Source organism: Parabacteroides sp. HGS0025 (genome assembly GCF_000969845.1).
GTDB lineage: Bacteria > Bacteroidota > Bacteroidia > Bacteroidales > Tannerellaceae > Parabacteroides > Parabacteroides gordonii.
The window spans coordinates 1,634,075-1,657,409 of record NZ_KQ033902.1 but is presented as its reverse complement, the minus strand read 5'-3'; the positions used below and the strand labels follow the sequence as shown (position 1 = coordinate 1,657,409).

General features: G+C 40.4%; 26 protein-coding genes and 1 pseudogene. 9 read left to right on the top strand and 18 right to left on the bottom strand.

All coding sequences use genetic code 11. From position 1 onward, the window contains the following. Window positions 1-17 precede the first annotated feature (17 nt). The 15 genes and pseudogenes from HMPREF1212_RS06230 to HMPREF1212_RS06165 form a co-directional block, all read right to left on the bottom strand. On the bottom strand, window positions 18-1,397 hold the full coding sequence (locus HMPREF1212_RS06230) for a DUF6047 family protein (protein WP_046148776.1): 1,380 nt from the start codon (window positions 1,395-1,397) through the stop codon (window positions 18-20). A gap of 158 nt (window positions 1,398-1,555) precedes the next feature. Then, complete coding sequence (locus HMPREF1212_RS06225; RefSeq protein ID WP_046148775.1) at window positions 1,556-2,521, bottom strand: DUF2695 domain-containing protein; 966 nt, start codon at window positions 2,519-2,521, stop codon at window positions 1,556-1,558. Between the two features lie 23 nt (window positions 2,522-2,544). Continuing rightward, the gene (locus tag HMPREF1212_RS06220; protein ID WP_046148774.1) at window positions 2,545-2,988 is read right to left on the bottom strand and encodes a PH domain-containing protein; all 444 of its coding nucleotides are present in this window, start codon (window positions 2,986-2,988) and stop codon (window positions 2,545-2,547) included. Continuing rightward, window positions 2,985-3,584 (bottom strand): M23 family metallopeptidase, encoded by a 600-nt coding sequence (locus HMPREF1212_RS06215; RefSeq protein WP_002561232.1) that lies wholly within the window; start codon window positions 3,582-3,584, stop codon window positions 2,985-2,987. Before HMPREF1212_RS06215 ends, HMPREF1212_RS06220 begins: the two co-directional genes overlap by 4 nt. Before the next feature lie 65 nt (window positions 3,585-3,649). Next, window positions 3,650-4,093, bottom strand: a complete 444-nt coding sequence (locus HMPREF1212_RS06210) for a DUF3872 domain-containing protein (RefSeq protein ID WP_002561233.1) — start codon at window positions 4,091-4,093, stop codon at window positions 3,650-3,652. A 12-nt stretch (window positions 4,094-4,105) separates the two neighbouring features. After that, complete coding sequence (locus HMPREF1212_RS06205) at window positions 4,106-4,681, bottom strand: conjugal transfer protein TraO (RefSeq protein WP_046148773.1); 576 nt, start codon at window positions 4,679-4,681, stop codon at window positions 4,106-4,108. Between the two features lie 5 nt (window positions 4,682-4,686). Next, window positions 4,687-5,655: a conjugative transposon protein TraN gene (gene traN / locus HMPREF1212_RS06200; protein ID WP_046148772.1), complete on the bottom strand. Its 969-nt coding sequence runs from the start codon at window positions 5,653-5,655 to the stop codon at window positions 4,687-4,689. Window positions 5,656-5,684: 29 nt separating this feature from the next. Next, a complete protein-coding gene (traM, locus tag HMPREF1212_RS06195) occupies window positions 5,685-7,001 on the bottom strand; it encodes a conjugative transposon protein TraM (RefSeq protein WP_052725029.1) in 1,317 nt (438 codons plus the stop codon). Window positions 7,002-7,118: 117 nt separating this feature from the next. Beyond that, window positions 7,119-7,301 (bottom strand): annotated as a pseudogene (locus HMPREF1212_RS27530) (TraL conjugative transposon family protein); the annotation flags it as partial. 13 nt (window positions 7,302-7,314) lie between these two features. After that, complete coding sequence (traK, locus tag HMPREF1212_RS06190; RefSeq protein ID WP_046148771.1) at window positions 7,315-7,938, bottom strand: conjugative transposon protein TraK; 624 nt, start codon at window positions 7,936-7,938, stop codon at window positions 7,315-7,317. Between the two features lie 15 nt (window positions 7,939-7,953). Continuing rightward, the gene (traJ, locus tag HMPREF1212_RS06185) at window positions 7,954-8,958 is read right to left on the bottom strand and encodes a conjugative transposon protein TraJ (RefSeq protein WP_046148770.1); all 1,005 of its coding nucleotides are present in this window, start codon (window positions 8,956-8,958) and stop codon (window positions 7,954-7,956) included. A gap of 16 nt (window positions 8,959-8,974) precedes the next feature. Next, entirely contained in the window at window positions 8,975-9,607 is a 633-nt protein-coding gene (locus HMPREF1212_RS06180; RefSeq protein ID WP_046148769.1) for a DUF4141 domain-containing protein, read from the bottom strand. A 38-nt stretch (window positions 9,608-9,645) separates the two neighbouring features. Continuing rightward, window positions 9,646-12,144: a TraG family conjugative transposon ATPase gene (locus HMPREF1212_RS06175; protein ID WP_046148768.1), complete on the bottom strand. Its 2,499-nt coding sequence runs from the start codon at window positions 12,142-12,144 to the stop codon at window positions 9,646-9,648. Then, on the bottom strand, window positions 12,141-12,473 hold the full coding sequence (locus HMPREF1212_RS06170) for a DUF4133 domain-containing protein (RefSeq protein ID WP_002561246.1): 333 nt from the start codon (window positions 12,471-12,473) through the stop codon (window positions 12,141-12,143). The genes HMPREF1212_RS06175 and HMPREF1212_RS06170 overlap by 4 nt, the downstream gene beginning before the upstream one ends. 4 nt (window positions 12,474-12,477) lie before the next feature. Continuing rightward, complete coding sequence (locus HMPREF1212_RS06165; RefSeq protein ID WP_002561247.1) at window positions 12,478-12,774, bottom strand: DUF4134 domain-containing protein; 297 nt, start codon at window positions 12,772-12,774, stop codon at window positions 12,478-12,480. Between the two features lie 213 nt (window positions 12,775-12,987). Here HMPREF1212_RS06165 and HMPREF1212_RS06160 point away from each other — a divergent pair, with 213 nt between their 5' ends. The 6 genes from HMPREF1212_RS06160 to HMPREF1212_RS06135 all read left to right on the top strand — a co-directional run bounded on the left by HMPREF1212_RS06160 (window position 12,988) and on the right by HMPREF1212_RS06135 (window position 16,609). Next, a complete protein-coding gene (locus HMPREF1212_RS06160; protein WP_002561248.1) occupies window positions 12,988-13,308 on the top strand; it encodes an ArsR/SmtB family transcription factor in 321 nt (106 codons plus the stop codon). An 88-nt stretch (window positions 13,309-13,396) separates the two neighbouring features. Then, the gene (locus tag HMPREF1212_RS06155; protein WP_046148767.1) at window positions 13,397-13,828 is read left to right on the top strand and encodes a nitrophenyl compound nitroreductase subunit ArsF family protein; all 432 of its coding nucleotides are present in this window, start codon (window positions 13,397-13,399) and stop codon (window positions 13,826-13,828) included. Further along, entirely contained in the window at window positions 13,828-14,526 is a 699-nt protein-coding gene (locus HMPREF1212_RS06150) for an aromatic aminobenezylarsenical efflux permease ArsG family transporter (protein WP_046150254.1), read from the top strand. The genes HMPREF1212_RS06155 and HMPREF1212_RS06150 overlap by 1 nt, the downstream gene beginning before the upstream one ends. A gap of 23 nt (window positions 14,527-14,549) precedes the next feature. After that, the gene (locus HMPREF1212_RS06145) at window positions 14,550-14,783 is read left to right on the top strand and encodes a thioredoxin family protein (RefSeq protein WP_002561251.1); all 234 of its coding nucleotides are present in this window, start codon (window positions 14,550-14,552) and stop codon (window positions 14,781-14,783) included. Between the two features lie 11 nt (window positions 14,784-14,794). Next, on the top strand, window positions 14,795-16,138 hold the full coding sequence (locus tag HMPREF1212_RS06140; RefSeq protein ID WP_046148766.1) for a permease: 1,344 nt from the start codon (window positions 14,795-14,797) through the stop codon (window positions 16,136-16,138). 12 nt (window positions 16,139-16,150) lie between these two features. Then, on the top strand, window positions 16,151-16,609 hold the full coding sequence (locus HMPREF1212_RS06135) for an arsenate reductase ArsC (protein WP_046148765.1): 459 nt from the start codon (window positions 16,151-16,153) through the stop codon (window positions 16,607-16,609). A 238-nt stretch (window positions 16,610-16,847) separates the two neighbouring features. Here the strand turns inward: HMPREF1212_RS06135 and HMPREF1212_RS06130 are convergent, their stop codons facing one another. From HMPREF1212_RS06130 to HMPREF1212_RS06120, 3 genes are read right to left on the bottom strand one after another with little or no spacing between them, the layout of a single operon-like run. Beyond that, a complete protein-coding gene (locus tag HMPREF1212_RS06130) occupies window positions 16,848-17,528 on the bottom strand; it encodes a DUF4122 family protein (RefSeq protein ID WP_046148764.1) in 681 nt (226 codons plus the stop codon). An 11-nt stretch (window positions 17,529-17,539) separates the two neighbouring features. Continuing rightward, on the bottom strand, window positions 17,540-17,980 hold the full coding sequence (locus HMPREF1212_RS06125; RefSeq protein WP_002561255.1) for a DUF3408 domain-containing protein: 441 nt from the start codon (window positions 17,978-17,980) through the stop codon (window positions 17,540-17,542). Between the two features lie 4 nt (window positions 17,981-17,984). Then, window positions 17,985-18,740, bottom strand: coding sequence for a ParA family protein (locus HMPREF1212_RS06120; protein WP_046148763.1), 756 nt, complete (start codon window positions 18,738-18,740; stop codon window positions 17,985-17,987). Window positions 18,741-19,538: 798 nt separating this feature from the next. Between HMPREF1212_RS06120 and mobA the strand changes: the two genes are divergently transcribed. Genes mobA through mobC form a run of 3 tightly spaced genes read left to right on the top strand, consistent with a single transcriptional unit; the run spans window position 19,539 to window position 23,285 of the window. After that, entirely contained in the window at window positions 19,539-19,973 is a 435-nt protein-coding gene (gene mobA / locus HMPREF1212_RS06110; protein WP_046148761.1) for a conjugal transfer protein MobA, read from the top strand. Then, entirely contained in the window at window positions 19,958-21,232 is a 1,275-nt protein-coding gene (gene mobB, locus HMPREF1212_RS06105) for a conjugal transfer protein MobB (RefSeq protein WP_046148760.1), read from the top strand. The genes mobA and mobB overlap by 16 nt, the downstream gene beginning before the upstream one ends. Before the next feature lie 31 nt (window positions 21,233-21,263). Then, the gene (gene mobC, locus HMPREF1212_RS06100; protein ID WP_046148759.1) at window positions 21,264-23,285 is read left to right on the top strand and encodes a conjugal transfer protein MobC; all 2,022 of its coding nucleotides are present in this window, start codon (window positions 21,264-21,266) and stop codon (window positions 23,283-23,285) included. Window positions 23,286-23,335: the final 50 nt, after the last annotated feature.

Sequence of the window (23,335 nt, the reverse complement as noted above, 5' to 3'; positions counted from 1 at the left end):
CCTGCCGTTTCATCGATTTACAATCCACGACCTTTTTTCTGAGCAGGTGGCGTTGGGGATATATGATTTTTATTCCTGATTGATTGTTCCTGTTCTTTCCGTATATTCGGGTAATCACGATTTAATATCTCCTTTGCTTTCTCCCTCATCGCATTTATGACTTTATATTCATGCGTATGACCTGAATAAGACATTGCGATATCGGCTAATTCCTTGAAATCAGCATTATATTTAAAGCCTCCAACACCATGAAGAGCGAGGTTATGGACATAATGATTTTTGCCGGTAGCTATTTCCTGCAAAACACTAATATTAGATGTATCTCCTCGGATAGGTAAAAAATCACCATCTAACAGATGGTTTTCCAACTTGTTTACCTGATCTGAATCCGGTTTCCAACTGAATTTTACTTCCTGAAGACTATATTTCAGCACTTCTGAATCGACAAAGAAACATTGGTTTACAGGAAACTCCGATTGTGGTATCGCCGGAAATTTCCCTGCCAAATCACTCCTTCCCCTTAGACTGCCATTATCACATTCAAGATAATGAAGATTGAAATAAGTATTGTCGCATGCCGGATTAAAGAAATTATCCAGATACTTTTCCAAATGGTTTTGAAATAATTCTTTTCCTTCCTTTGTCCGTGAAAACAGCAATACCCCTTCATCCGTTTCAATGGCATTAAAGCTGTCTAGCCCGTCTTTTTTCAGATGTTCATTCTTCCCATACTCATAAGGTATCTGCCCTTTTAAGGCAGGTGTTTGTTCCGTTCTTATATCCGGATAATCCTTTTTCAATATATCTGAAGCCAATGTTTTCATATCCTGAGCGAGTGTCTTGGCTTCTATACCATCGGAGCATTTTTCCATTTTCTGGGCTAATTCAAGAAATTCACTTTCATACTTAAAATCCGACATTGACCCGCCAAGCAAAACTCTGTTATATGAAATTCCTTTGGCAATCTCCTGTAAGCAGCTTACATTAAATGTATCTCCATGAACCGGAATATGTACGCCAACTACATAGTCTGTTATTTTCTGTATTTGATCCGGTGTAGGTTCCCATCCATTTATTTTCATATCCAGACTACCTTTCAAAACACTTATATCCGTAAAACATTCATCATCTATCGGTATTTTTAATGGTAGATGTTTCTCTGGAAATTTCAGTGCTATGTCACATTTTTCCCTTAATACAGGGTCGCCGGATTCAATATAATGAAGATTAAAGTATGTATTATTACACAAAGGATTATAGAGGTTATCCATAAACAGCTCCATCGTATCGTGAAAAAGTTTAAAGCCCTCTTTTGACCTTGAAAACAGTAGTACTCCTTTATCTATCTCAATAGCATTATAACCACCGTCTCCATTTATCGGATTATCTACTCCCATAATTATTGATTTAAAATTCTGTGGAATACATGCACTCAATACAAGATATTTATCTCTCTATTGAAGTGTATAAGGATAGTAATTAGTGTTGTAGTAACTATGGAGAGAAATAAGCCGGAGCAAAGAAGATACCCCGGATTACGTCCCCTTTGTCATCTTTATTTTTCGTCCTTATTTACCATAATCGTATGGAACACATTAGCAAGGACTTCGCAATCGCAATATCCGCCTTCTTCCCTGAATCCAAGTAGTATCTTTTCGTGATTTTCTCTAACCAGATTATCCGTCAGCCAGCTTTCGGTATACCGCAGGGTATTATTGCATTCTTTTTCGGATAGCTTATCCATCAAATGATTCTGAAGGGCTGTCCGCTGCTTTTTATCCAATTCAGTATTATAAACCGATTCTCCAGAAATAACCGGTGCTTTGCGTACTACGAAATATACATAAGCAAAATACTCTTTATATGTCAGGTAATGTTCTATCTCTTCCTCTATACCGGAAACGAACTCCTTTCCCATTCCTTCCTTCATTGATTTGAAATAGCCGAACCAGCACTCATCAGGCAAGGTAATACGGGTATGCAGTTTGTATCCGGCCTCTTTTATCTGTCCGATGTGATAATCTATACTTTCTATTTCACGATTATGGTAGGCATTGTCTAAATAATCATATAATTCGGAAGGCAGTTCCTTATTTGTTAAAAGGCATAGTTCCGACATAGCCAGATAACCACCGGGCCTGATATATTTTCTCCATTGGTATAAGCGTTTCCCAAAATCTAATTCTTCAAAAGCTCCTTCAGAAAGTATCAGGTCCAGACTTTCTTCTCCAAAAGGTAAGTTCCTTAATGAAGACAACTCCGTTTTTACACGATCCTGAAATCTTGCTTGTTTTGCTTTGCCCATAATAGAATGAAAAAACAAGCCGTCTTCGTCAATAGCCGTAATACGACCATTCTTATAGGCTTTAGCCAGCAATAGAGCTTGCTCCCCTGTGCCGGGACAAATATTTGCAATTTTTGGCTCGGCGCTTTTCAGTTTTATCTGGCGCAATACCTTGGAAGTAATCGCATCGCTTCCAGGACAATGCCGGATAATATTATATTGATTATTTGAATCCATATGAACTGTAAAATTAGTCTTAATTATTTGATTTGCATATTTATTTCCATTTTAAACCGGAACGGATCAGCCACATAATAATAACAATTAGTAGCCCCTCCGGTGGTAACGATAATAGTCCCATAGCCGAAAATACGTCCCATAACGGTTTGCGTTGCGTAAATGCCTTCGCATTTCATGAGAACGAGTTCTATGACCCGACGACTGATAACCCCTGTCTTGATAATCACCCGTTTGTTGGTTACTAAATAAAGAGAACCGATTTTCACTAACACACGCTGAACGAGCGACACCAGCCCCAGAAACAATAAAGTTATTCCCCAATAATGGGTTAGCCTTACAGTATCCAGATAGCACAGGTATCCAATCGCCAGCAATATGGCAGGTTGTAGGAAAAGAAAGATATGTATTCTTGCCCTGTACATTACCACCTCGCCATATTGTAAATAAGTAGTTAAAGATTTCATGCTATTCTTTTTGTTTGAAATTTATTCATTATTGAAAACAGACAACCACACCATTCTATCGGGTTCAGATAGCGTTTGCCTTTCCTTACTTCATAATGTAAATGAGGGCCTGTTGATACTCCTGTGTTGCCCACGCAAGCAATCTGCATAGCTATACTTACCGGATCTCCAATGTTTACCATCGTCTTACTCAAATGTGCATAGAATGAACGAAAACCACCCGCATGTTCAATCTCAATATAATATCCGTAACCGGAGCTATAACCCTTCCGGACTACAACGCCGTTACCTGTGGCATATACGGGAGTATTTATTGCCTTGGGTATATCAATTCCCGTATGGAATTTTCGTTTTTTATAAACCGGATGATAGCGCATCCCGAATCCGGATGAAATCCGGAGTGGCTTTTTAATCGGGAAAATTACAGGATAATCAGATAGATCACTAATAGACATTTGTATAGAATCGGCTATCCGCTGAAATTCCTTTATGGAATAAACCTGTTGCGCACACTTTTCTATTTCCGTCTTTCTATTTGGTTGTCCCCATACAGGCAAATACGCCAAGATGATGAAGAGTGTTATTATATATTTCATGAGCAATTTGTAAATGAAGCGAGTACTCGAACGAATCCGGATACTCGCTTATCCTACATAATCAGTTAATCTTCTTCGTCCTCATCTTCCTCATTATCATTTTCATTGCTGAACGAAAAGGAAAGGGTACACATTTTACCAAAATTATCCAGGAAGTACAAATCTATCACTTGCTGGTCGGACGAACCAGATGTGTAGTACAATCGAAAAGTTTCTTCCGGCATTTCATACAAATCATTCGGTAGAAATACCATTCCGTCTGCGGTTTTCAATTCTCCTTTTCCGGAACTTTGAAAGTATCGTATATAGAATTTAGTATCTTCCCAGGTTCCTGACCTTACTAACTGAAAACGGATTTCTGCGGTTTCACCTTCTTTTATTTTGCTTTGAACAGGGAGGTGAGTAACTTCGAATTCATAATCCTGCTTAATATCAATATCGTCACTACAGGCACATGCTATCACCAACAGTGATAGCGTGTATAAAGTGTATACTATAAATTTTCTCATTTCTCTTGTCTTTTATCTGATTATTATTTTTATTCCTGCACCCGCCTGAAACTGAAAGCGATTAATTGAAGAACCAAACATTACTCTCTCACGGGCACGCACCAGAAATACAATCCTATCCGATAGGTAGGTTTCTATTTCAAACGAAATTGCGCCCCCGTAAATGAAACCGTCTTCATCTTTCAGGCTTGCTCCATCATAAAGAAGGGATTTCCCCCAGTTCAGGGTTTCATATCCGGTTATGGCGCTTGCACCAATAGAGAAGAACAAAGTCTTACTGCCATCCGAAAGGAACTTGAAGTAATGCCCTCCCTCTGCTGTTATCTGTGCTACAGGCAAGTAAACATCGCGGTATTCAAACTGCTTTTGTAGATATTCGGCGCCAAATACCCAGCGGTTACCTTTCTTGGTATAAGTACTCATACTGATATTGCCATAGAAAGCCTGGCCGTCCTGTTTGGATACCTTAAATCCGTTCACGAAGCCTCCGGTAAACTCCAATCCGCTTTGCCCGGGAAGATAACGTTGTGCGCTTGCCGTTCCGATGAACACAAGGGAAACGGCTATGATTAATAGAAATTTCTTCATTATTTTTACTTAACTTTAAGTTCATCAATTACACGGGCACGTATCAAATCGGAATTCTCAATAACAAACTGCTGATGTCGTCCGCCATTCTTTTCGAATAGTTCGATTACCATTTGTTTACCGTTCGGAATCGTTATTTTATCAATCACGAAGACCGTCCTTTCAGTTTTGTTACCTCTCACATTCGCCGCATAATTATATGCCCTGACCGGGTAGATTACTGTTTCCTGAATGGCCGTCCGCTTGGCAACTTTTTTATCGACAATTTTCATCCGGATAAAATCCACATCAAAAGGAACATTCGACTCATTTTTAATCTGGGTATGTAAATAAAGCAAACCATTGTGAGTATAAATCCCCTTCAAAAGATATTGGATGCCGAACCGTTTTGAACCGATATGTTTAACATGGCGTTTATCGTTCTTATAAATGGAATGGTTGATTAAATATACCAGCTTGGGTGATTCGTTGCCCAACTCCCTAAGATAGATTTCAAGAGCATTGTTCGGACGATTGACTGCTTCGCCATCATGCATAAAATCCCGCATTTCCACACTTAGTTTCTCCGGTTCATCCACATACTTTATATTGAATGTATAGAAACTGCCGTCATTGGTGATAACCGCCATATTGGTTTCAGTTTCAAAGCCACGCACAGCTGCCTTTACACGAATCACATTTTCGGAACCGGTTGCTTTCCCTGCCAGGATATTGCTTGAACCAAGATCGACATACGAAATCTCTGCCGGAAAAATGATGTGAACTGTTTTATCAAAAGTTATTTCCAGTCCGTAAGGCGGAATCATGCGGTCGTAGGTTATCTTTTTGGTATAACCCTCGAAGTAATCACCGAAAGAAGGTTTGGGAAGCATGGCTTCCTGAATTTCTTCACTCGTTACTTCTACATCGTTTGTCTGGGCATAAGTCGAAATGCCCACAATTAGCATTGCGAAAAGAATCATTGTCTTTTTCATATCTGAAAATGTTTTTAATTATAAATTGATTAGTTGTTATTGTCGGATAAGAGAAATATCCGGTAATCCGCTTTCAGGCTTACTTTTATCTCTCTCGCCTTTTTTGAAATGTATTGCGAGGTTCCCTGAATAAGGCCTCTCCCTAAATCTGATAGAAGTTGATTTCCGGCACTTTGCTGGGTAATATTTATGCTACTACCTAAGTTCTGACCCATATTTCCGGTAATTTCTTTTACTGCTGTCATCTCCATTGAACCGGGAATATAGATGCCCAATTGACCATCGGAATCATAAGCCAGCATACTTACCGGGATTATATTTCCTTCGTATTCAATGGAAGAAATCTGTATCTCCAGTCTTTCACCCGCTATTCTTCCTACACCTGTAAGAATTGTATTACGGGGAATAATATGTTTTCCCGCCCGCATCGGCTCAATCATACGCAGTTTCACACTTTGCCCGTTTACGAGTGTCTGGTCACCATGTACCACCGCATTAATGGTATTCTTCTCACCCAATGTTTCTTCAGCAGCAGCCGTATTGAAATCAAAGTTGCGCTCCAGGCTGAAATGTTTTACAAAATCCAGATCGCTCATAGGCTGGTTAAGAGAGGAAACTATAGTTTTTTTCACTCTGGATATTGGAACCACTTCCGTTTTTTTACCGGGTTTATTACCCTCATTCACATTGTTGGAATCACTTTCGCCGCCCATATACTTTGCCGCCAGCTCGTAGGATTTTTCAAGTAATGCTACCTGATCGTCATAAGAAGTCGCTACTTTTTGCTGTTCTTCGACCATCGCTTTAAGTTGTTCTATTTCCCCGCGTAGTTCTTCTTTCTCTAAATCTTTTTTCGGCTCTTCGTAGAAATTTCCGAGCGTACGGTTAATATCCATATAAGCAGAATTGGATGATTCAAATGAATTTGCCTGCCTGCTTTTATATCCGCCGTAACTACTCGATTTATTGGAAGTATCCGAAGAAATCTTATTGAGTTGCTCTCCAGATTCCAGTTCGGTTTCCACTTGTTCCTGATAATCTGCCGGATTTTCATTTCTCTCGCCAAGCATAAAAGAATAGTCCTGGAGTGAACGCATCTTTTCTTCCTGTTTCAGGCGTATCTGTTCCTGTTCATAGGCGGTTTTTTTATCATCCACTATTCCCGCTCCTTTAGGATCGGGGATGTCGGCATTAAAGCCGACTCCCTGCTGCTGGGCTTCTTTATCGCTTTTTGAAGGAGCGAAAATCCACCACATGCAGACCCCAAATGCGAGAAACATAATCGTAAACACCAGATACTTCTTAAGTTTCTGTTTTTGTTCTATATTACTCTTCTGTTGTGTCATTTTGTTCTGAATTAAAATGTTCATAAAAAAATCTTCCATTTCTTTTTGGAGTTCATCCGGTTCTTCTTCATTTTCTGAATCCAAATCCGGAATAACTATGGGTAAGCTGATTTGCTCCCGTTGTTTATCTTCACGACCAATATTGTATATAGCCCTGAAAGTGACATAGAAGTTAATAACTGCGAAAACAACTATTAATGTTACTATCACAAAAATCCTTGTGCCGGGACTCATAGGCGCACAAATGCTCCGAAAGCGATCTTCTACCCAATCTTTAATTTTGCTGATTATTTTTTTCATTATTTTTATTTGTTTATCGGTCCAGTACCCTGATATCTCGGTTCTCTAACACCAGAAAACCTTCCAGAATAAATCCGTGGGGATTATTATCGCTCCGGACAGAATTCTGTAATTTTCCGGTAGTGATAAGGATTCGTTCAGTAATGTTCTTTTCCCTTATGATATACTGCCTTGCATAGGTTTTTACATCATAAGGATATACATCGAAGTTGCATGCCACACTGTCAATCTCTATTCGTTGATTGATATTACCCGAAATAAGCCTATTGTAATATCCTTTCTCGGATAAATCCCGGTAATGATTGAAAGCTGTACGGTCTGAGAGGAATAAAGCCCGACCTATATTACTCTCAATAGCACTCTTGTCTGGGGACAAAGTGAAGAATAGTTCATGAAAGCGCCGTACGTGTTCTTTTGCTTCAACCGGACGGTTTTGTGACAAGTCCTGCGAAAGAGCGAGCATCAGGGATTTACCGCCATCTAGGACGTATATCTTTTGCCGTTGAGCTTCTGCGAAACTATATGCTTTCCATACGGAATAACCCATCATTCCGGCACACAGGCAGAGAAAGATGATACTGAACAACCTGAGTTGTTTAAAACTCGATTCGATATTGTTTAATGATTTGAATTCCATTATTACCTGTTTAATTTATCGTTTTAAAAGTCGGCCTGCCACATTGCCAACAGCGGCTCCGGCAGCTCCGGCTACCACTGAACCAGCTTTAGTGGCCGTCGAATTCACATTTTTACCATAGCTACCCATTCCTCCTGCCGATATAATCCAATTAGCGACTGTCGGGATGGTAAAGTACCCCACGATGCCGATAATCATAAAAATGATATAAACTGTATTCGAACCGTCCGGAATGAAAGTCGCGTCTTCCAGTTGTTTAATATCCTGGTCAAGCATCAAAACCTGTATGCGAGCAAGGATACTGCTGAATAAGTCCGATACCGGAAGCCAGAGGTAAACGCTCAGGTATCTTGTTATCCACTGAACCAGGGAAGATTGAAATCCGTCCCAGACGGAAATTGCAAAGGCTATAGGCCCTAAAATGGCTAACACAACGAGGAAGAAGGTCCGAATCGTATCTATCACTAATGCTGCCGCCTGAAACAGAAGTTCCAACAATTCTTTAAACCAATTCTGTATGCCTTTCTTGGCATTATACATGGCTCTGTCGATATACATGCCGCATATTTCAATAGCATCAAAAGCACCCAATTTTTCTAGCTTTTCATCGAAAGTCGGCTTATCTACCAGATAAGCTGTTTCAGGGTTTCGTTTCATGGCTTCATATTCCAGCTTATCCCTCTTCTGACGATGTTCTTCCATACTGAGCGTCTGGGAACCAAGCATATTATTCGTTCCCTTGACAATGGGCGACATAACACTATTGATCGTTCCCAAAACCACAGTTGGGAAAAACATGATACAGAATCCGATTACAAAAGGCCTTAAAAGCGGATATACATCGATGGGTTCAGCGCGGGATAATTGCTGCCAGACACGGTAAGCAACATAGAACAACGCCCCAAGTCCTGCTATACCTTTGGCCACTCCCACCATATCACTGCATAGCGGCATCATTTCCGTATAGAGATTCCGTAGGATTTGATGGAGATTCTCAAAATCGATTGCTAATAACATCATAAGCTTTTAGATTTGATTACCAGTAACGCTCGCTCGGATTCCCATACAATGCCAATACACGGTCCTGATCCTGCTGTTTCTTTGCACGCAAATAGGACACACCAATATTCTTATTGGTATAATATTGCACCAGCCCCCTGAATTCATAAACCTGCTCATAGCATTGGTTGACGATATCCATCCGTTCCTTGTCATTCATAGACAAACTACTTTCGTTCACAATGGATTTAAGGTCAGTCAAAACATTGGAGGATTCTTCCAGAAGAATAGTGTACCCCATCGCAATGGCACTTAGTTCCTCCACGCTGAAATAAGGGTCCGACATCATTTTCTGGAAGCTGTTTACATATATATCCGTGATATCACCCATCATAAGAATTGTTTGTTGGACTTTACGGGCATCACGTACCAAACCTTTCACCTTCTTCAGCGCATCATAATATTCCTTACCTTGCTGATAAATTTTTACGGTTTCCTCAAAGTTTTTAATCATATTGGTTGCCGTCGTGGAAGTTTGTACAATGTTTTTAGTGGCATTGATAATACCTTGGGCAAGATTGCCGGGGTCAGTTACGACCCATTGTGCGTGGGATTTTTGATTAATAAAGAAAATAGCTCCCAGACACAGTATGAAAATTTTAAGTTTCATATCGTTTACATTTTAATTGATTAATATTTTTTTTGCGATTACTCCGACCGTTTGCTTTCGGCCAGTTGTTTGATTGCGAGTTCTATGTTACCACCGAGTTTTTCACTTAGGCGAAACAATTCCAGTTTTTCGGTTTCTTCCGTGGTGTAACAATAATACTCTTCCAAGCTCACTTCTGTGGCGTATACAGCCGATTGAATGCCTCCAAGCCCGATCCAGACTTCTTTATACCGCCTTGACGGATTGTTCGCCATGTTGATAGAAAGAATTTGTGCTTTTTCCTTTTCGGTCAGTCCTAAAAGGGTTTGAATGGAATCGAATTTGTTGACATATTTTCGCTGGTCTAACAGAATTTTGCAATCGGCGTTATTTATGATTGTTTCTTTCACGATGGGAGAAGAAATAATATCCTCAACCTCTTGAGTTACAACCACTGCCTCGCCGAAGAACTTCCTGACGGTTTTAAAGAGATACTTTAAATATTCCGCCATTCCTTCTTTACTGATAGCCTTCCAAGCCTCTTCCAGAAGTATCATCTTACGGATACCTTTCAACCTGCGCATCTTGGTAATGAACGTTTCCATAATGATAATTGTAACAATCGGAAATAACACCTTGTTATCCTTGATATTATCCAGCTCGAATACGATAAATCGCTTGTTCAAAAGGTCAAGCTGCTTGTCGGAATTAAGCAGAAAATCATACTCTCCACCACGATAATAAGGTTCCAACACATTCAGGAAATTATGCACATCAAAATCTTTTTCCCGGGTGTTCTTACTTTTCAGCACCTTTTGATAATCTTTTTGAATAAATTCATAAAAGGTATTGAAAGACGGAACGATTTTCCGGCTCGTTTTGATTTTATCCAGATATAGGTTCACTGCATTGGATAAGGCTACTTCTTCAGCTCTGGTCGGCGGTTCATCATCACGCTTCCAAAGCGTCAGAATCAACGTCTTGATAGATTCCTTTTTTTCAATGTCAAAAATCCCATCATCAGTATAAAACGGATTAAACGAAATCGGATCATCCTCCAGATAGGTCATATAAATTCCATCATCCCCTCCTGTTTTAGCATTGATGAGGTTGCATAATCCCTGATAAGAATTACCGGTGTCGACCAACAGCACATGAGTACCCTGTTCATAGTATTGTCTTACCATGTGGTTGGTAAAAAAAGACTTACCACTCCCCGAAGGTCCTAAGATAAATTTGTTACGATTTGTGACAATACCACGTTTCATGGGTAAATCAGAAATGTCCAGATGCAGCGGTTTACCGGTAAGCCTGTCTACCATCTTTATTCCGAATGGCGATACGGAACTCTTATAGTTGGTTTCTTCCACGAAAAAGCATAAAGCCTGTTCAATGAAAGTATAAAAGCTCTCTTCAGACGGAAAATCTGCTTCATTACCAGGTATACCTGCCCAGAATAATGTCGGGGCATCTACCGTGTTATGTCTCGGTTTACATTCCATCAGTGCCAACTGACTACCGACATCATTCTTAATCCGCTTCATTTCTTCCCGGTCATCCGACCATGCCATCACATTGCAATGGGCGCGGATGGAAGTAAGCCCCAGTGAATGGGCTTCATTCAGGTATTCTTCTATCCACTGCTTGTTAATCTGATTGCTGCGGCTGTACCTCGACAACGAGTGCATATTGCGGGCTTGTTTTTCAAACCGTTTTAGATTTTCCGCACTATCATCAATGAAAAGATACTGATTGTAAACATGATTACAGGTCAACAGAACTCCCACAGGTGCTGCGAAGCAAAGCCTGCAATCGCTTCGGTCGGTAGATAACCGTTCGTAGCGGATATCCGGTTTAACCGTACCCGGCAGATCTTCCGAGTCGGAAAGCGTATGCAGGCACAGGTATTTATCACCGACTTTCATTTCATCCGGACGAAGGTCAATATCCTGTAAGCATGTGGTATCTTCCTGGCTAAGTGAAAAGTATTTTTCAATAATGCCAGCTTCGTTTTCCGTTCCTACAATTTCATCATTCCCGAGCCGGGTAATCGTAATGAAACCACTGTCATTGATTATCCGTTCGAATTGCTCACAGCTTTCAAGGAATTTAATCGCCGTATCTTTATCCTGCATTTCTTTAGGGATAATAAAACCACGGGTAAGCGCATTAAAATTACTTTGCATGCGGCTGCGTTCCTTAGTCGTTTTTGTAAGAAACAAATAACACGAATGGTTCAAAAAAGGACGTTCATTGAAATGTCTTTCAAATGAGCGTGAGAGAAAACTCGTTTCATCCTTTTGAATATCCGGGGTATAATTCTCTTCGATAAACCAGTCCTGCTTGTGAACAACCGAAAAATTGGGAAGTACCTTGACTGCTTTGAGCCATGCCGAATGAATAGCCTCATATTCTGCCGAAGTAACCGTAAAGAGTTCGGGCAGTTCCACACGATAGCCTACGGTAATATCTGCATCTTTGGAAATGATGCAGTCATGTTCTACAGACAAAAGCGGGAACTTACTTTCCAGAGTAGTTGCTTTTAAGATATTCCTCATTCTTGTTTCCTTTTTATGTTACGGGTAAATAATGAAGAGATTCGCTTGCGGTTGATGATGAACCGGGGATGATTACGGATAGCCTGCAATTTGAGCAATCCATACTCTCCGTACTTTTCATTCAAATAGAATGTTCCCCAGACAAGAACCGAAGCAGAAGCAACACCGAAAACAATACAGACTAATTGGCTGATACCGATCATATACATTACCACGAAGATGAAGAATACACCAAGCAACCCTCCGGCAAAGATGAACAGGTACTGGCTTTTCAGCCCCTTGAATTCAGCGTTACGTCCAATCCCTTTGTTAATTGAATATTCTGCCATAATCTTAAAGGAAGAATGAACGAAGGATGGTAGCCGCTACAATGAGAAAAATACAAGCTCCGAACCAGCTGGCCGCTGTTTTACTCGTATCCGGATCGCCTGACGAGAACTTGGAATAGACCTTTACGCCCCCAATGAGGCCGACCACAGCCCCGATAGCATACACCAATTTTGTCGCCGGGTCGAAATACGAACTGACCATGTTCGTAGCCTCAGTTATCCCGGCTGAACCATCGCCTTGGGCAAATGCGCCGAAGGCTGTTAGCAGCAATGCTGCTGAAAATAATACTCTTTTTTTCATTGTCGAAAATCTTTAAAAGTGATACATAAAAAATTATTCGACTGCGAATATATATTGGTTAATTGCTTGATTTGCAAGCGTGACGACCTATTGCATCGTATGACATCACGTGTCATCAGCGGGGATAAAAAAGCTGTTTTTTAGAGCAGTCGATTCGTAATTTTGCGAATTAAAAATCTATTCGTATATTTGCGAACTGAAAATAATAAAGCAATGCAAAAGCAAGAACTTACAAAGGAACAGGAACAGATGGCACGTTTTGCCAAAGCAATGGGGCATCCTATACGGATTGCAATACTTCAGATGCTTGCCAGTCAGACGTGCTGTTTTCACGGAGATATGTCTGAATTACTACCTATTGCCAAAAGCACCTTATCCCAGCATTTGAATGAACTGAAAGATGCGGGATTGATACAGGGAGAGATTACGCCACCGACAGTTAAATATTGTATCAATAGAGAAAATTGGGCTTTGGTAGAAAAGCTGTTAGGAGGATTTATAGAAAGTGTTGCTACTTCAAAAGGTGGCTGCTAACAGCTATTTTTTTGCTTGAGGCATTCGTTGAATTACGAACTACGAACAGAAGATATAAAGTTAAACGATAATTCTAAAAACAATCAACATGAAAAAAAGTATTTTATTCGGATTACTCATTGTATTGCTGACAGCTTGTGGTGGTAATACACAAAAGAACAATCAGCAATCATCCGAACCGGGTGAAACAAAAACACAGCTTACAGATGCTTCTACCGTGAACGTTTACTATTTTCACGGCAAACAGCGTTGCAAAACCTGTATTGCGGTTGGTGATGTAACGGAAAAGACCATTAAGGAACTTTATACAGACAATCCACATGTGAAATTCATTGAAGTAAAGACCGATGAAGAACAAAATGCTTCGCTCATAGAAAAATATGAAGTAACGTGGAATGCTCTCATTGTTGCTAAAGGCGATAACCATATAGAAATTACCAAAGAGGCTTTTGCCAACGCTTTGAATAGCCCCGAAAACCTTACTAACCTTATCAAAACCGAAGTCGATAAAAGGTTATGATGGAGTATTTACAAAACCTTGCTGACGGATCAAATTGGCCGATACTAACAGCGTTTGTATTAGGCTTAATGACTGCCATTAGTCCTTGTCCGTTGGCGACTAACATCACAGCAACCGCCTATTTGAGCAAAGATATAGGTGTGAAACACCGTGTGTTATTCAACGGATTGTTTTATACACTTGGACGGATGTTCACTTATACGGCGCTCGGACTTATATTTTATTTTGGTGCAAGCCAGTTTCAGATAGCACGGCTATTACAAAATATCGGTGGTATGTGGTTGGGTATAGCACTTATAGTAATCGGAATTTTGATGCTTGACGTAATCAAATGGAATATTCCGGGAACGGGGAAGCTCACTTCTAAACTTGAAAAGAAAGAAGGAAAGAAAAACTATCTTGATGCTTTTTTACTCGGATTGTTATTTGCACTTGCCTTTTGCCCATACAGCGGGGTACTTTATTTCGGCGGTCTGATTCCTATAACTATCGCCAGTCCGTCAGGGCTGCTACTTCCTCCTGTATTTGCCATAGCAACAGGATTACCCGTTATCATCATAGCATGGCTATTGGCATACAGCATCAGCAATGTTGGGAAGTTCTACAATAAAATGAATGTCTTTCAAAAATGGTTTAAGCGTATAGTCGCTGCCGTGTTTATCATAGTTGGGATTTATTACGTCATAACAAGTATTTAGGAACAATTTTAATATATCAAGGTATGGAAATCATCGTATTGGGTACGGGTTGTGCCAAATGTAAAACAGCCTATGAAACAGTAAAGAAAGTAATCGAAGAAAACAATCTGGACATAAATCTTACCAAACAGGAAGATATTATGGAAATCATGAAATATAATGTAATGACCTTGCCGGGTATAGTTGTGGACGGCGAAGTAAAAATCAAAGGTCATGTTCCTTCCGAAAGCGAAATCCGCAAGTTATTGGGAGTATAACAACGCTACACATGGAAACTAAAAAAGAGTTGAAAATTCTTCTTTGGATGGTTGTCATTTTTGCCGGAGTATTTTTCCTGCCTTTAGGCAGCGAACGGTTTATGACAGCGATTGAAGCAACCCTCGACCTATCGAAATGGTACGCACAGGAGCACGTTGTTATGTGCCTTCTCCCTGCTTTCTTTATTGCAGGCGTGATAGCCGTTTTTATCAGTCAGGGAGCGGTATTGAAGTATTTTGGAGCCAATGCAAAAAAATGGTTATCATATACGGTGGCAGCGGTATCAGGTTCGATATTGGCTGTATGTTCCTGTACGATATTGCCATTGTTTACGAGTATATATAAACGTGGAGCCGGATTAGGGCCGGCTATTGCGTTCCTCTATTCCGGCCCTGCAATCAGCATACTCTCTATTATTCTTACATGGCGTATTCTCGGCACGGAAATGGGCGTGGCACGTATGATCGGTGCGGTTCTTTTTTCTGTAATTATCGGTTTGGTAATGGCATTTATCTACCGGAAAGAAGAAAAAGCAAAAAAGGAAGAACAAATGAATATTGAAGTTCCTCCGGCGAAACGCCCGATGTCGCAAACCATGTTTCATTTCTTCACTTTAGTGTTGATACTTGTCTTTGCAAATTGGGGTGCTCCGGCTGCCAATGATACTTCAAGTATATGGTTCTACACATTTACTTACAAATGGTATATCACAGGGGTATTGGCTCTTATGCTTGCCTATTCCCTGATAACCATATTAAAAATAAAATGGCAATGGGTACTGGCAAGTGCTTTAGCTACCGGATTATCTGCATTTCTGGCATATCAATTCGTACCGAATCCAAAACTGGTTCCGCTTGTTCCGATGATTGCCGGTATTGTTGCTCTGTCCCTTATTACCTTGTTGGATAAACGTGATCCTGAAAACAAAGAATGGACACTCTCAGCATGGGGATTTGCCAAACAGATAATGCCATTGCTCGCTATCGGAGTGGTTACAGCAGGCTTCCTGCTCGGCTCTACGCACGATGATACTGCGATTGCGGGTGTGATACCCAATGAATGGATTGAATGGGCGGTAGGTGGAAACTCCCTATTGTCAAACTTCTTTGCCAGCTTCACAGGGGCGTTCATGTACTTTGCCACACTGACCGAAGTGCCGATCATTCAGGGGTTGCTTGCTTCCGGCATGGGAAAAGGCCCTGCATTAGCTCTGCTATTGGCAGGCCCTTCGCTTTCCCTGCCGAATATGCTCGTTATACGTGGGGTTATGGGTACGCAAAAGACGGTTGTTTATGTAACTCTGGTAATTATCATGGCAACTATATCAGGTCTTGTTTATGGAACATTTTTTTAAGAATACAACGCAATGAAAATATTGATTTTATGTACAGGGAATAGCTGTCGTAGCCAAATGGCTCACGGCTTCCTGCAATCGTTTGACAAAGGGATTGAGGTTTATTCAGCAGGAACCGAACCTGCAAAGGAAGTAAACCCGATTGCTGTTGAAGTAATGGCTGAAGCCGGAGTGGATATTAGCAACCATACTCCGCATGATGTCAGGGAGTATATCAATCAAGCGTGGGATTATGTAATAACCGTTTGTGATGAAGCCAATGAAACCTGTCCTGTCTTTACTGGCGAGGTAACACATCGCTTGCACTTCGGCTTTCGTGATCCGTCGAAAGCGGAAGGTACACCGGAATTTGTCAAAGACCAGTTTCTCCGAACGAGATTTGAGATTAAAAATAAATTCTCCGAATTTTATATTACACAGATATTAAAGAAAGAAATGCCCAAATGTGCCTGTTCCGGCGAATGGGAATAAATAGTTGGAGTGATTGGATACTCCAAGATAGAATAAATAATCAGTAACTAAATTTTGATAAACTATTGATATTAAGAATGTAATAGCCTCTTGCAATTATCTGTGCATATTTCTCACTCTTTATGTATTAAGATGTTACTAAAATAATTAAAAGGTAATACAATCTACAATAGATGTATTTTCTTCCATCTATTGTAGATTGCTCTGTAATAGAATTGTAACTGATTGCGTCAAAAAATCAGACAAATTTATTAATATCAAATATGTCTAATTCAAGCTTGGACTTTCTTATGGGTAATGGTTTTCCATTATCATCCAGACAATCGCTCATTAGTTTTTCCACATTATCAAGATTGCTTACCTGATTGGTAAAGAATTCAAAGAGGTCGGTATCTTTGATGCTGTGTATCGTCTTTGCCGCTTCAATGATTTGCTTTTCATTATCAGTGGATACGGTCAGTACGCCTATAGCATTTGCCATTTCTTCATAAGTTAGTCCGGTTGAAAAGTCAGGATCGAGTCCAGGAGCCAGATCATCCATTATCTCAAACCGTTCTTTCTCTTCCAATATTTCTTCCGGCTTCTTTGCCTCGGACGATAAATCTGATTCTACATCATCACTGGATATGTCGGGTTCTTCGCCGATAAAATCAGTAGGTTCCAGTTTTTCACTATGTGCCGGAACCTTTGCCGCAAGTTCCGGATCTTCCAGATAAACGATTGTCGTCTTTCCAACCACATCCGGATTCTCCTTTGCCGAAACAACCATGATAACCGGTTCCGGCGTTCCTTTCGGCGGACGGACAGGTATCCGGTTCCATAAGCTGAATATCCGTTCGTTGAACAAGATTACCCAAACCCTGTAAAGGACATAGGCGCATACAGCCAATTTGACCGCAAAATGTAAATAAGTTTCCATTGCTACATTGTTTATAATAGTAAATCCGAATTATTCCGGTACATATCGTTAATCTCATCCTTATATTCTTTCAAGTGGTTCTCCAATACGTTATCAATGAAATTGGGAACACTGATATCTTTGGCGACGATACCCAACAGCTTGGCTATTTTGTCGTATAAATCCGCGCTAACGTAAGTTTGCCGCTTGGTTCCACCGTTTTTCTTTAGAAACAGGGAGTGGTAATCTTTCGGTTCCCGCCGCCGTTTCGACTTTGCCTGCTGGGTTTCTCTCTCCTGAATATTTTCGGGTATATCTTCTACTATCGTTTTTTCTTTCTCCGGTTTCCGCTCCGGAATGACTATTTCTTCCGTAGGTGGTGCGGCAAGGGTACTGCCAAGACGAGGGATATCTCCCGTCATCATGGATTTAATAAGTTCCTCGTCCACATCGACTTCTTTTCTCTTTGCCATAAGATTAGAAATTTAATGTTTTACATAATTCTTCTGTCAACTCATCAATCTCGCTTCCTTTAAGCATTTTGGGAGGAGGAGGAAAAAGTGTACTCCGGAAAAAAGGTTTACCTTTCATAGAAAGTTCCTTATCGAATCTCCGTGACTCGGGAATGACTGTTTTCAACACTTTGAGGTTAAGGCGGTCCATAATTTTTTTGTAAGCATCATAAACCTCTGTGCTGGCGCGGCGGTCCACTTTGTTCCAGAAAAAGAAAAAGTTCTTCAGGGGAATTTCCGGCTTCCCTTTTAGGTAATCGAGGACAGCCGTCGCAAATGACATAGTACTCTGCATCACAATCCTGTCGGCAACAATCGGAGTCAATACATAATCCATATTGATAATGGTTTTGAACACGCCTTCCGAAGACAAGCTGCCCGGAAGGTCAACAAGGATAATATCGAGGTCAGGAGCAGCTTCCAGCAGTTCTCCGATTTTACTTCTTGCCTCAGCCGGAGAGGACTCCACGACCATATAGGCCTTTTTCCCTATCTTCCCCCATTGTGCCATCATCAGTTGTTTGTATTCATCTGTCTTTTCAACCGTTTGCATATCCCTTTTACGCATATGGCTCACACTGTGCTGAAGGGTATCGCAATCGACGATTGCTACATTTTTTCCTTTCACATAATGAAGATAACTTGCCAAGAGGATAGTTACCGTCGATTTGCCAACGCCACCTTTTTGGTTGCTCATGGCGACTAATAATGTTTGTTTCATCTTAAAATTGTTTTTGGTTTTAAAAATAATCTATTTCGTTCGGGCATTGCAGCGATGCAATGTCCTGTCATTGTTTTATTGCAAGATTGCGTTCGCGCATAAATGCGTTGCTGCCTTGTTACTTCATTATATTGAGGCAACATTGCATGGATGCACTATTGTGTCATTATGTCAATACATTATTGCCCTGTTCCAGCCAGGCGTTATTATGTCGTGCACGGATGCAGGGTTGCCCTGCCGCAATAATGCGTTATTGCTTTAATACATTACCACTATACTGCCTCCTTGCCTTAACGCATTCTTACTTACCATGACACATTAAGGCAGTATGGCAACCTTACCCCATTGCATTATCGCTTTAATGAAACAAAGCATCGGCACATTGAAACCCCACTGCGTTATTGCACCGTTGCATTGCTACAAGGCAAATAACGAAGTAATTTCTTATTCTCTCCCCATCCATATACCCAGCTGACGATTTGTGTCACTGTATGTCATCTTGTTACACTATCCAACCTGTTTCAGAGTCAAATAGTTACATCTAATTTTGTCTTTGTAATAACAACAGGTTATGATCATGGTACAATCAATTAGAAATACAAAGGCTTTACATCGTGCGAACCAAAATTTGCTGCAAGCAAATTCGTGTTCAAGCGAACACAGCAAGTTGTGTTTTGTGCAGCACGAAATTCTTCGCGCAGCACAAAACAACTTGCCGCTCGCCTTCGGCTCGGGGGCGATTTACTCCAAAGTCGTAAATCGTGAAAAAAGATCACTAACAGCTAAATATTGCCAGATATGACGGACGAAAGCAGAAACAAAAAGAAAAAAACTGTTGGACGGAAACCGAAAAAAGACCCATCCAAATACCGCTATACCGTTAATCTGAATGAGGAAGAAAACGACAGATTTCGCCTCTCTTTCGAGCAATCGGGAATGGATAATATAAGTCGCTTTATCCATCATGCCCTCTTCGGAAAAGAAATTAAAATCGTAAAAGTCGATAAAGCAACGATGGATTACTACATCCGCCTGACCAATTTTCATCATCAATTTCAGGCTATCGGGAACAATTATAACCAGACGGTAAAAGCCTTGAAGACCAATTTCAGCGAAAAAAGAGCGTTGGCACTTCTCTATAAACTGGAAAAAACAACTATTGAACTCATACTTCTGAGTAAACAAATCATAGCATTAACCAAAGAATTTGAAGAAAAATGGTTGCAAAAATAAACAGGGGAAACTCGCTTTATGGAGCACTTGTTTACAATCAGGAGAAGATAAACGATGCTACTGCAAGAGTAATATCCTCCAACCGGATGATTACCGATCCGGATAATAATCCCGATAGAGCAATCTCACAGGCTATGCTTTCTTTCGAGAATTATCTCCTTTTAAATAAGAATACTGAAAAACCGATTCTCCATATTTCACTTAACCCCGCACCCGAAGATTATCTCTCTGATAAACAATTTGAGGAATTGGCTAAAGACTATATGGACCGGATGGGCTACGGCGACCAACCTTATATAGTATATGTACACGAGGATACGGGCAGGCGACATATTCACATTGTTACTACCTGCGTAGATGAAAACGGAAACAAGATTTCCGACACCTACGAGTGGAACCGTTCAATGAAAGTCTGCCGGGATTTGGAGGTCAAATACGGACTTAAAAATATTACCGATAAGAAGAATGAACTGCTGGAACCTTATCTCAAAAAGGTTGATTACAGCAAAGGGGATATCAAAACCCAAATCTCCAACGTCCTTAAAAGTGTAAAAAACTCCTATCGCTACCAGACTTTCGGGGAATACAGTGCTATGCTTTCCTGCTTTAACATTGAAGCTAAACAAGTCAAAGGAGAACACGAAGGAGAGCCTTTTACCGGAATTGTCTATTCAGTTACGGACGATATGGGTAAACCTGTCAGCGCACCTATCAAATCTTCATTGATCGGCAAAAACTTCGGATTTGACGGACTGAACAAGCGGATGAAGCATAATACCAAAGAATTCAAAGCCGGGAAATGGAAACCCAAAATCCGGAATGAAGTGGTATTGGCGATGCACGGTTCGGGTGGTGACAGGCACAGTTTCATAAATCTGTTGAAAGGACGGGGTATTGATGTTGTTTTCCGTGAGAACGAAGAAAACCGGATATACGGAGTAACATTCATAGACCATAACTCAAAAGAGGTTTACAATGGTTCACGTTTGGGAAAAGAGTTTTCAGCGAATGTATTCAATCGCCTCTTTAACGAGCCTTCGGACGAGCCTCGGCTCCATAACGAGGCGAACGGCTCCAACCTTCAAAGAGACTCCCTTTCGGGAGACACTTCTCAGGTTTCCGAAACAATGGAGTCAGCCATCGAACAGGCATTCGGCATATTCAGCTTCGACCAGCATGGCGACAACTACGAAGAAGAAGCATTTACTCGCCGGATGAAAAAGAAAAAGAAAAAAGGCCGTTCGCGCGGTATATCATAAGTCATTTCTAACCATTTAAAAATAAAGTAATATGCAAAACGAAGACGATTTGAGAGGATTGGCGAAAGTAATGGAATTCATGCGGGCCATATCCATTTTATTTTGTGTAATCCATATCTATTGGTATTGCTATGAGGCGATACAGGATATGGGAGTAAACATCGGAGTTCTTGACAAAATACTCCTGAACTTTCAGAATACAGCCGGGCTATTTAATAATTTGCTGCTTACAAAGATGTTTGCCATAATCTTTTTGGCTCTTAGCTGCCTGGGAACAAAAGGAGTTAAAAACGAAAAGATTACATGGGAAAAAATCTATGCGGCATTACTATTCGGGCTGATATTCTTCTTTATGAATTGGTGGATGCTGGCTTTACCGTTTCCCTCTGTTGTAAACATGGGTTTATATACACTTACACTTACTATCGGATACATATTATTATTGATGGCGGGTGTTTGGGTAAGCCGGATGCTGAAGCACAATCTGATGGAAGATGTTTTTAACGAAGAGAATGAGAGTTTCATGCAGGAAACACGCCTTTTAGAAAACGAATATTCCGTCAACCTACCGACCAGGTTTTACTATAAAGGTAAATGGAACGACGGATGGATTAACGTTGTAAATATTTTTCGTGCGTCCACTGTTATTGGAACTCCAGGCAGTGGGAAGTCTTATGCTGTTGTAAATCAATACATAAAGCAATTAATATCAAAAGGTTTCGCCATCTATATCTACGACTATAAGTTCGATGATTTATCGGTCATCGCCTATAATGAATTATTGAAGAATCTTGATAACTATGAAGTAAAACCACAATTCTACGTGATTAACTTTGATGACCCCCATAAATCACACCGCTGCAATCCGATTGCACCGGAATTTATGACCGATATCAGTGATGCGTATGAGTCAGCCTATACAATTATGTTAAATTTGAATAGGACGTGGATTCAGAAGCAGGGCGATTTCTTTGTGGAATCTCCGATTATCCTACTGGCAGCTATTATATGGTATCTCAAAATATATAAGGATGGTAAATATTGTACTTTCCCGCATGCTATAGAATTATTAAATAAACCGTATGCGGATATTTTTACAATACTTACCTCATATCCGGCTTTAGAGAATTATCTTTCACCCTTTATGGATGCGTGGCGATCAGGTGCTCAAGATCAGCTCCAAGGCCAGATAGCTTCAGCTAAAATCCCTTTATCCAGAATGATAAGCCCTCAGTTGTACTGGGTGATGACTGGAAATGATTTTACACTGGACATTAATAATCCGAAAGAACCCAAGATATTATGCGTCGGAAATAACCCCGACCGCCAGAATATTTATTCAGCGGCATTGGGATTATACAACAGTCGAATTGTGAAGCTAATCAACAAGAAAGGCCAGCTCAAAAGTTCAGTGATTATTGATGAGTTACCTACGATTTATTTTCGAGGCTTGGATAACCTGATCGCAACGGCACGTTCTAATAAAGTGGCAGTCTGTTTAGGCTTTCAGGACTACTCGCAGCTGAATCGTGACTATGGGGATAAAGAAAGTAAAGTAATCCAAAATACTGTGGGGAATATTTTCAGTGGGCAAGTTGTTGGCGAGACAGCTAAAAACCTATCCGAACGATTCGGTAAGGTGCTTCAAAAAAGACAGTCTATATCTATCAACCGGCAAGATACTTCAACCTCAATCAACACGCAAATGGACTCCCTTATACCCGCATCTAAAATAGCGAACCTTTCACAAGGTATGTTTGTAGGCTCAGTGGCAGATAATTTCGGGGAACAGATTGACCAGAAAATCTTTCACGCCATGATTGTGGTAGATAACGAAAAAGTGGCGGCAGAAACAAAAGCGTATAAAAAGATTCCGGTTATAAATGACTTCAAGGATGAAAACGGAAATGATATTATGCAGCAACAGATTGAGCGTAATTACAACCAAATTAAGCGGGATGTAGTAAATATCATCGAAGAGGAAAAGGAACGCATACGCAAAGACCCTGATCTATGTCATTTACTTGGAGAAAAACCGGAAGAAGAAAATTAAGCATTTTCTTGATTTTCAACCAATAAAAATAAGAATAATACAAATAATAT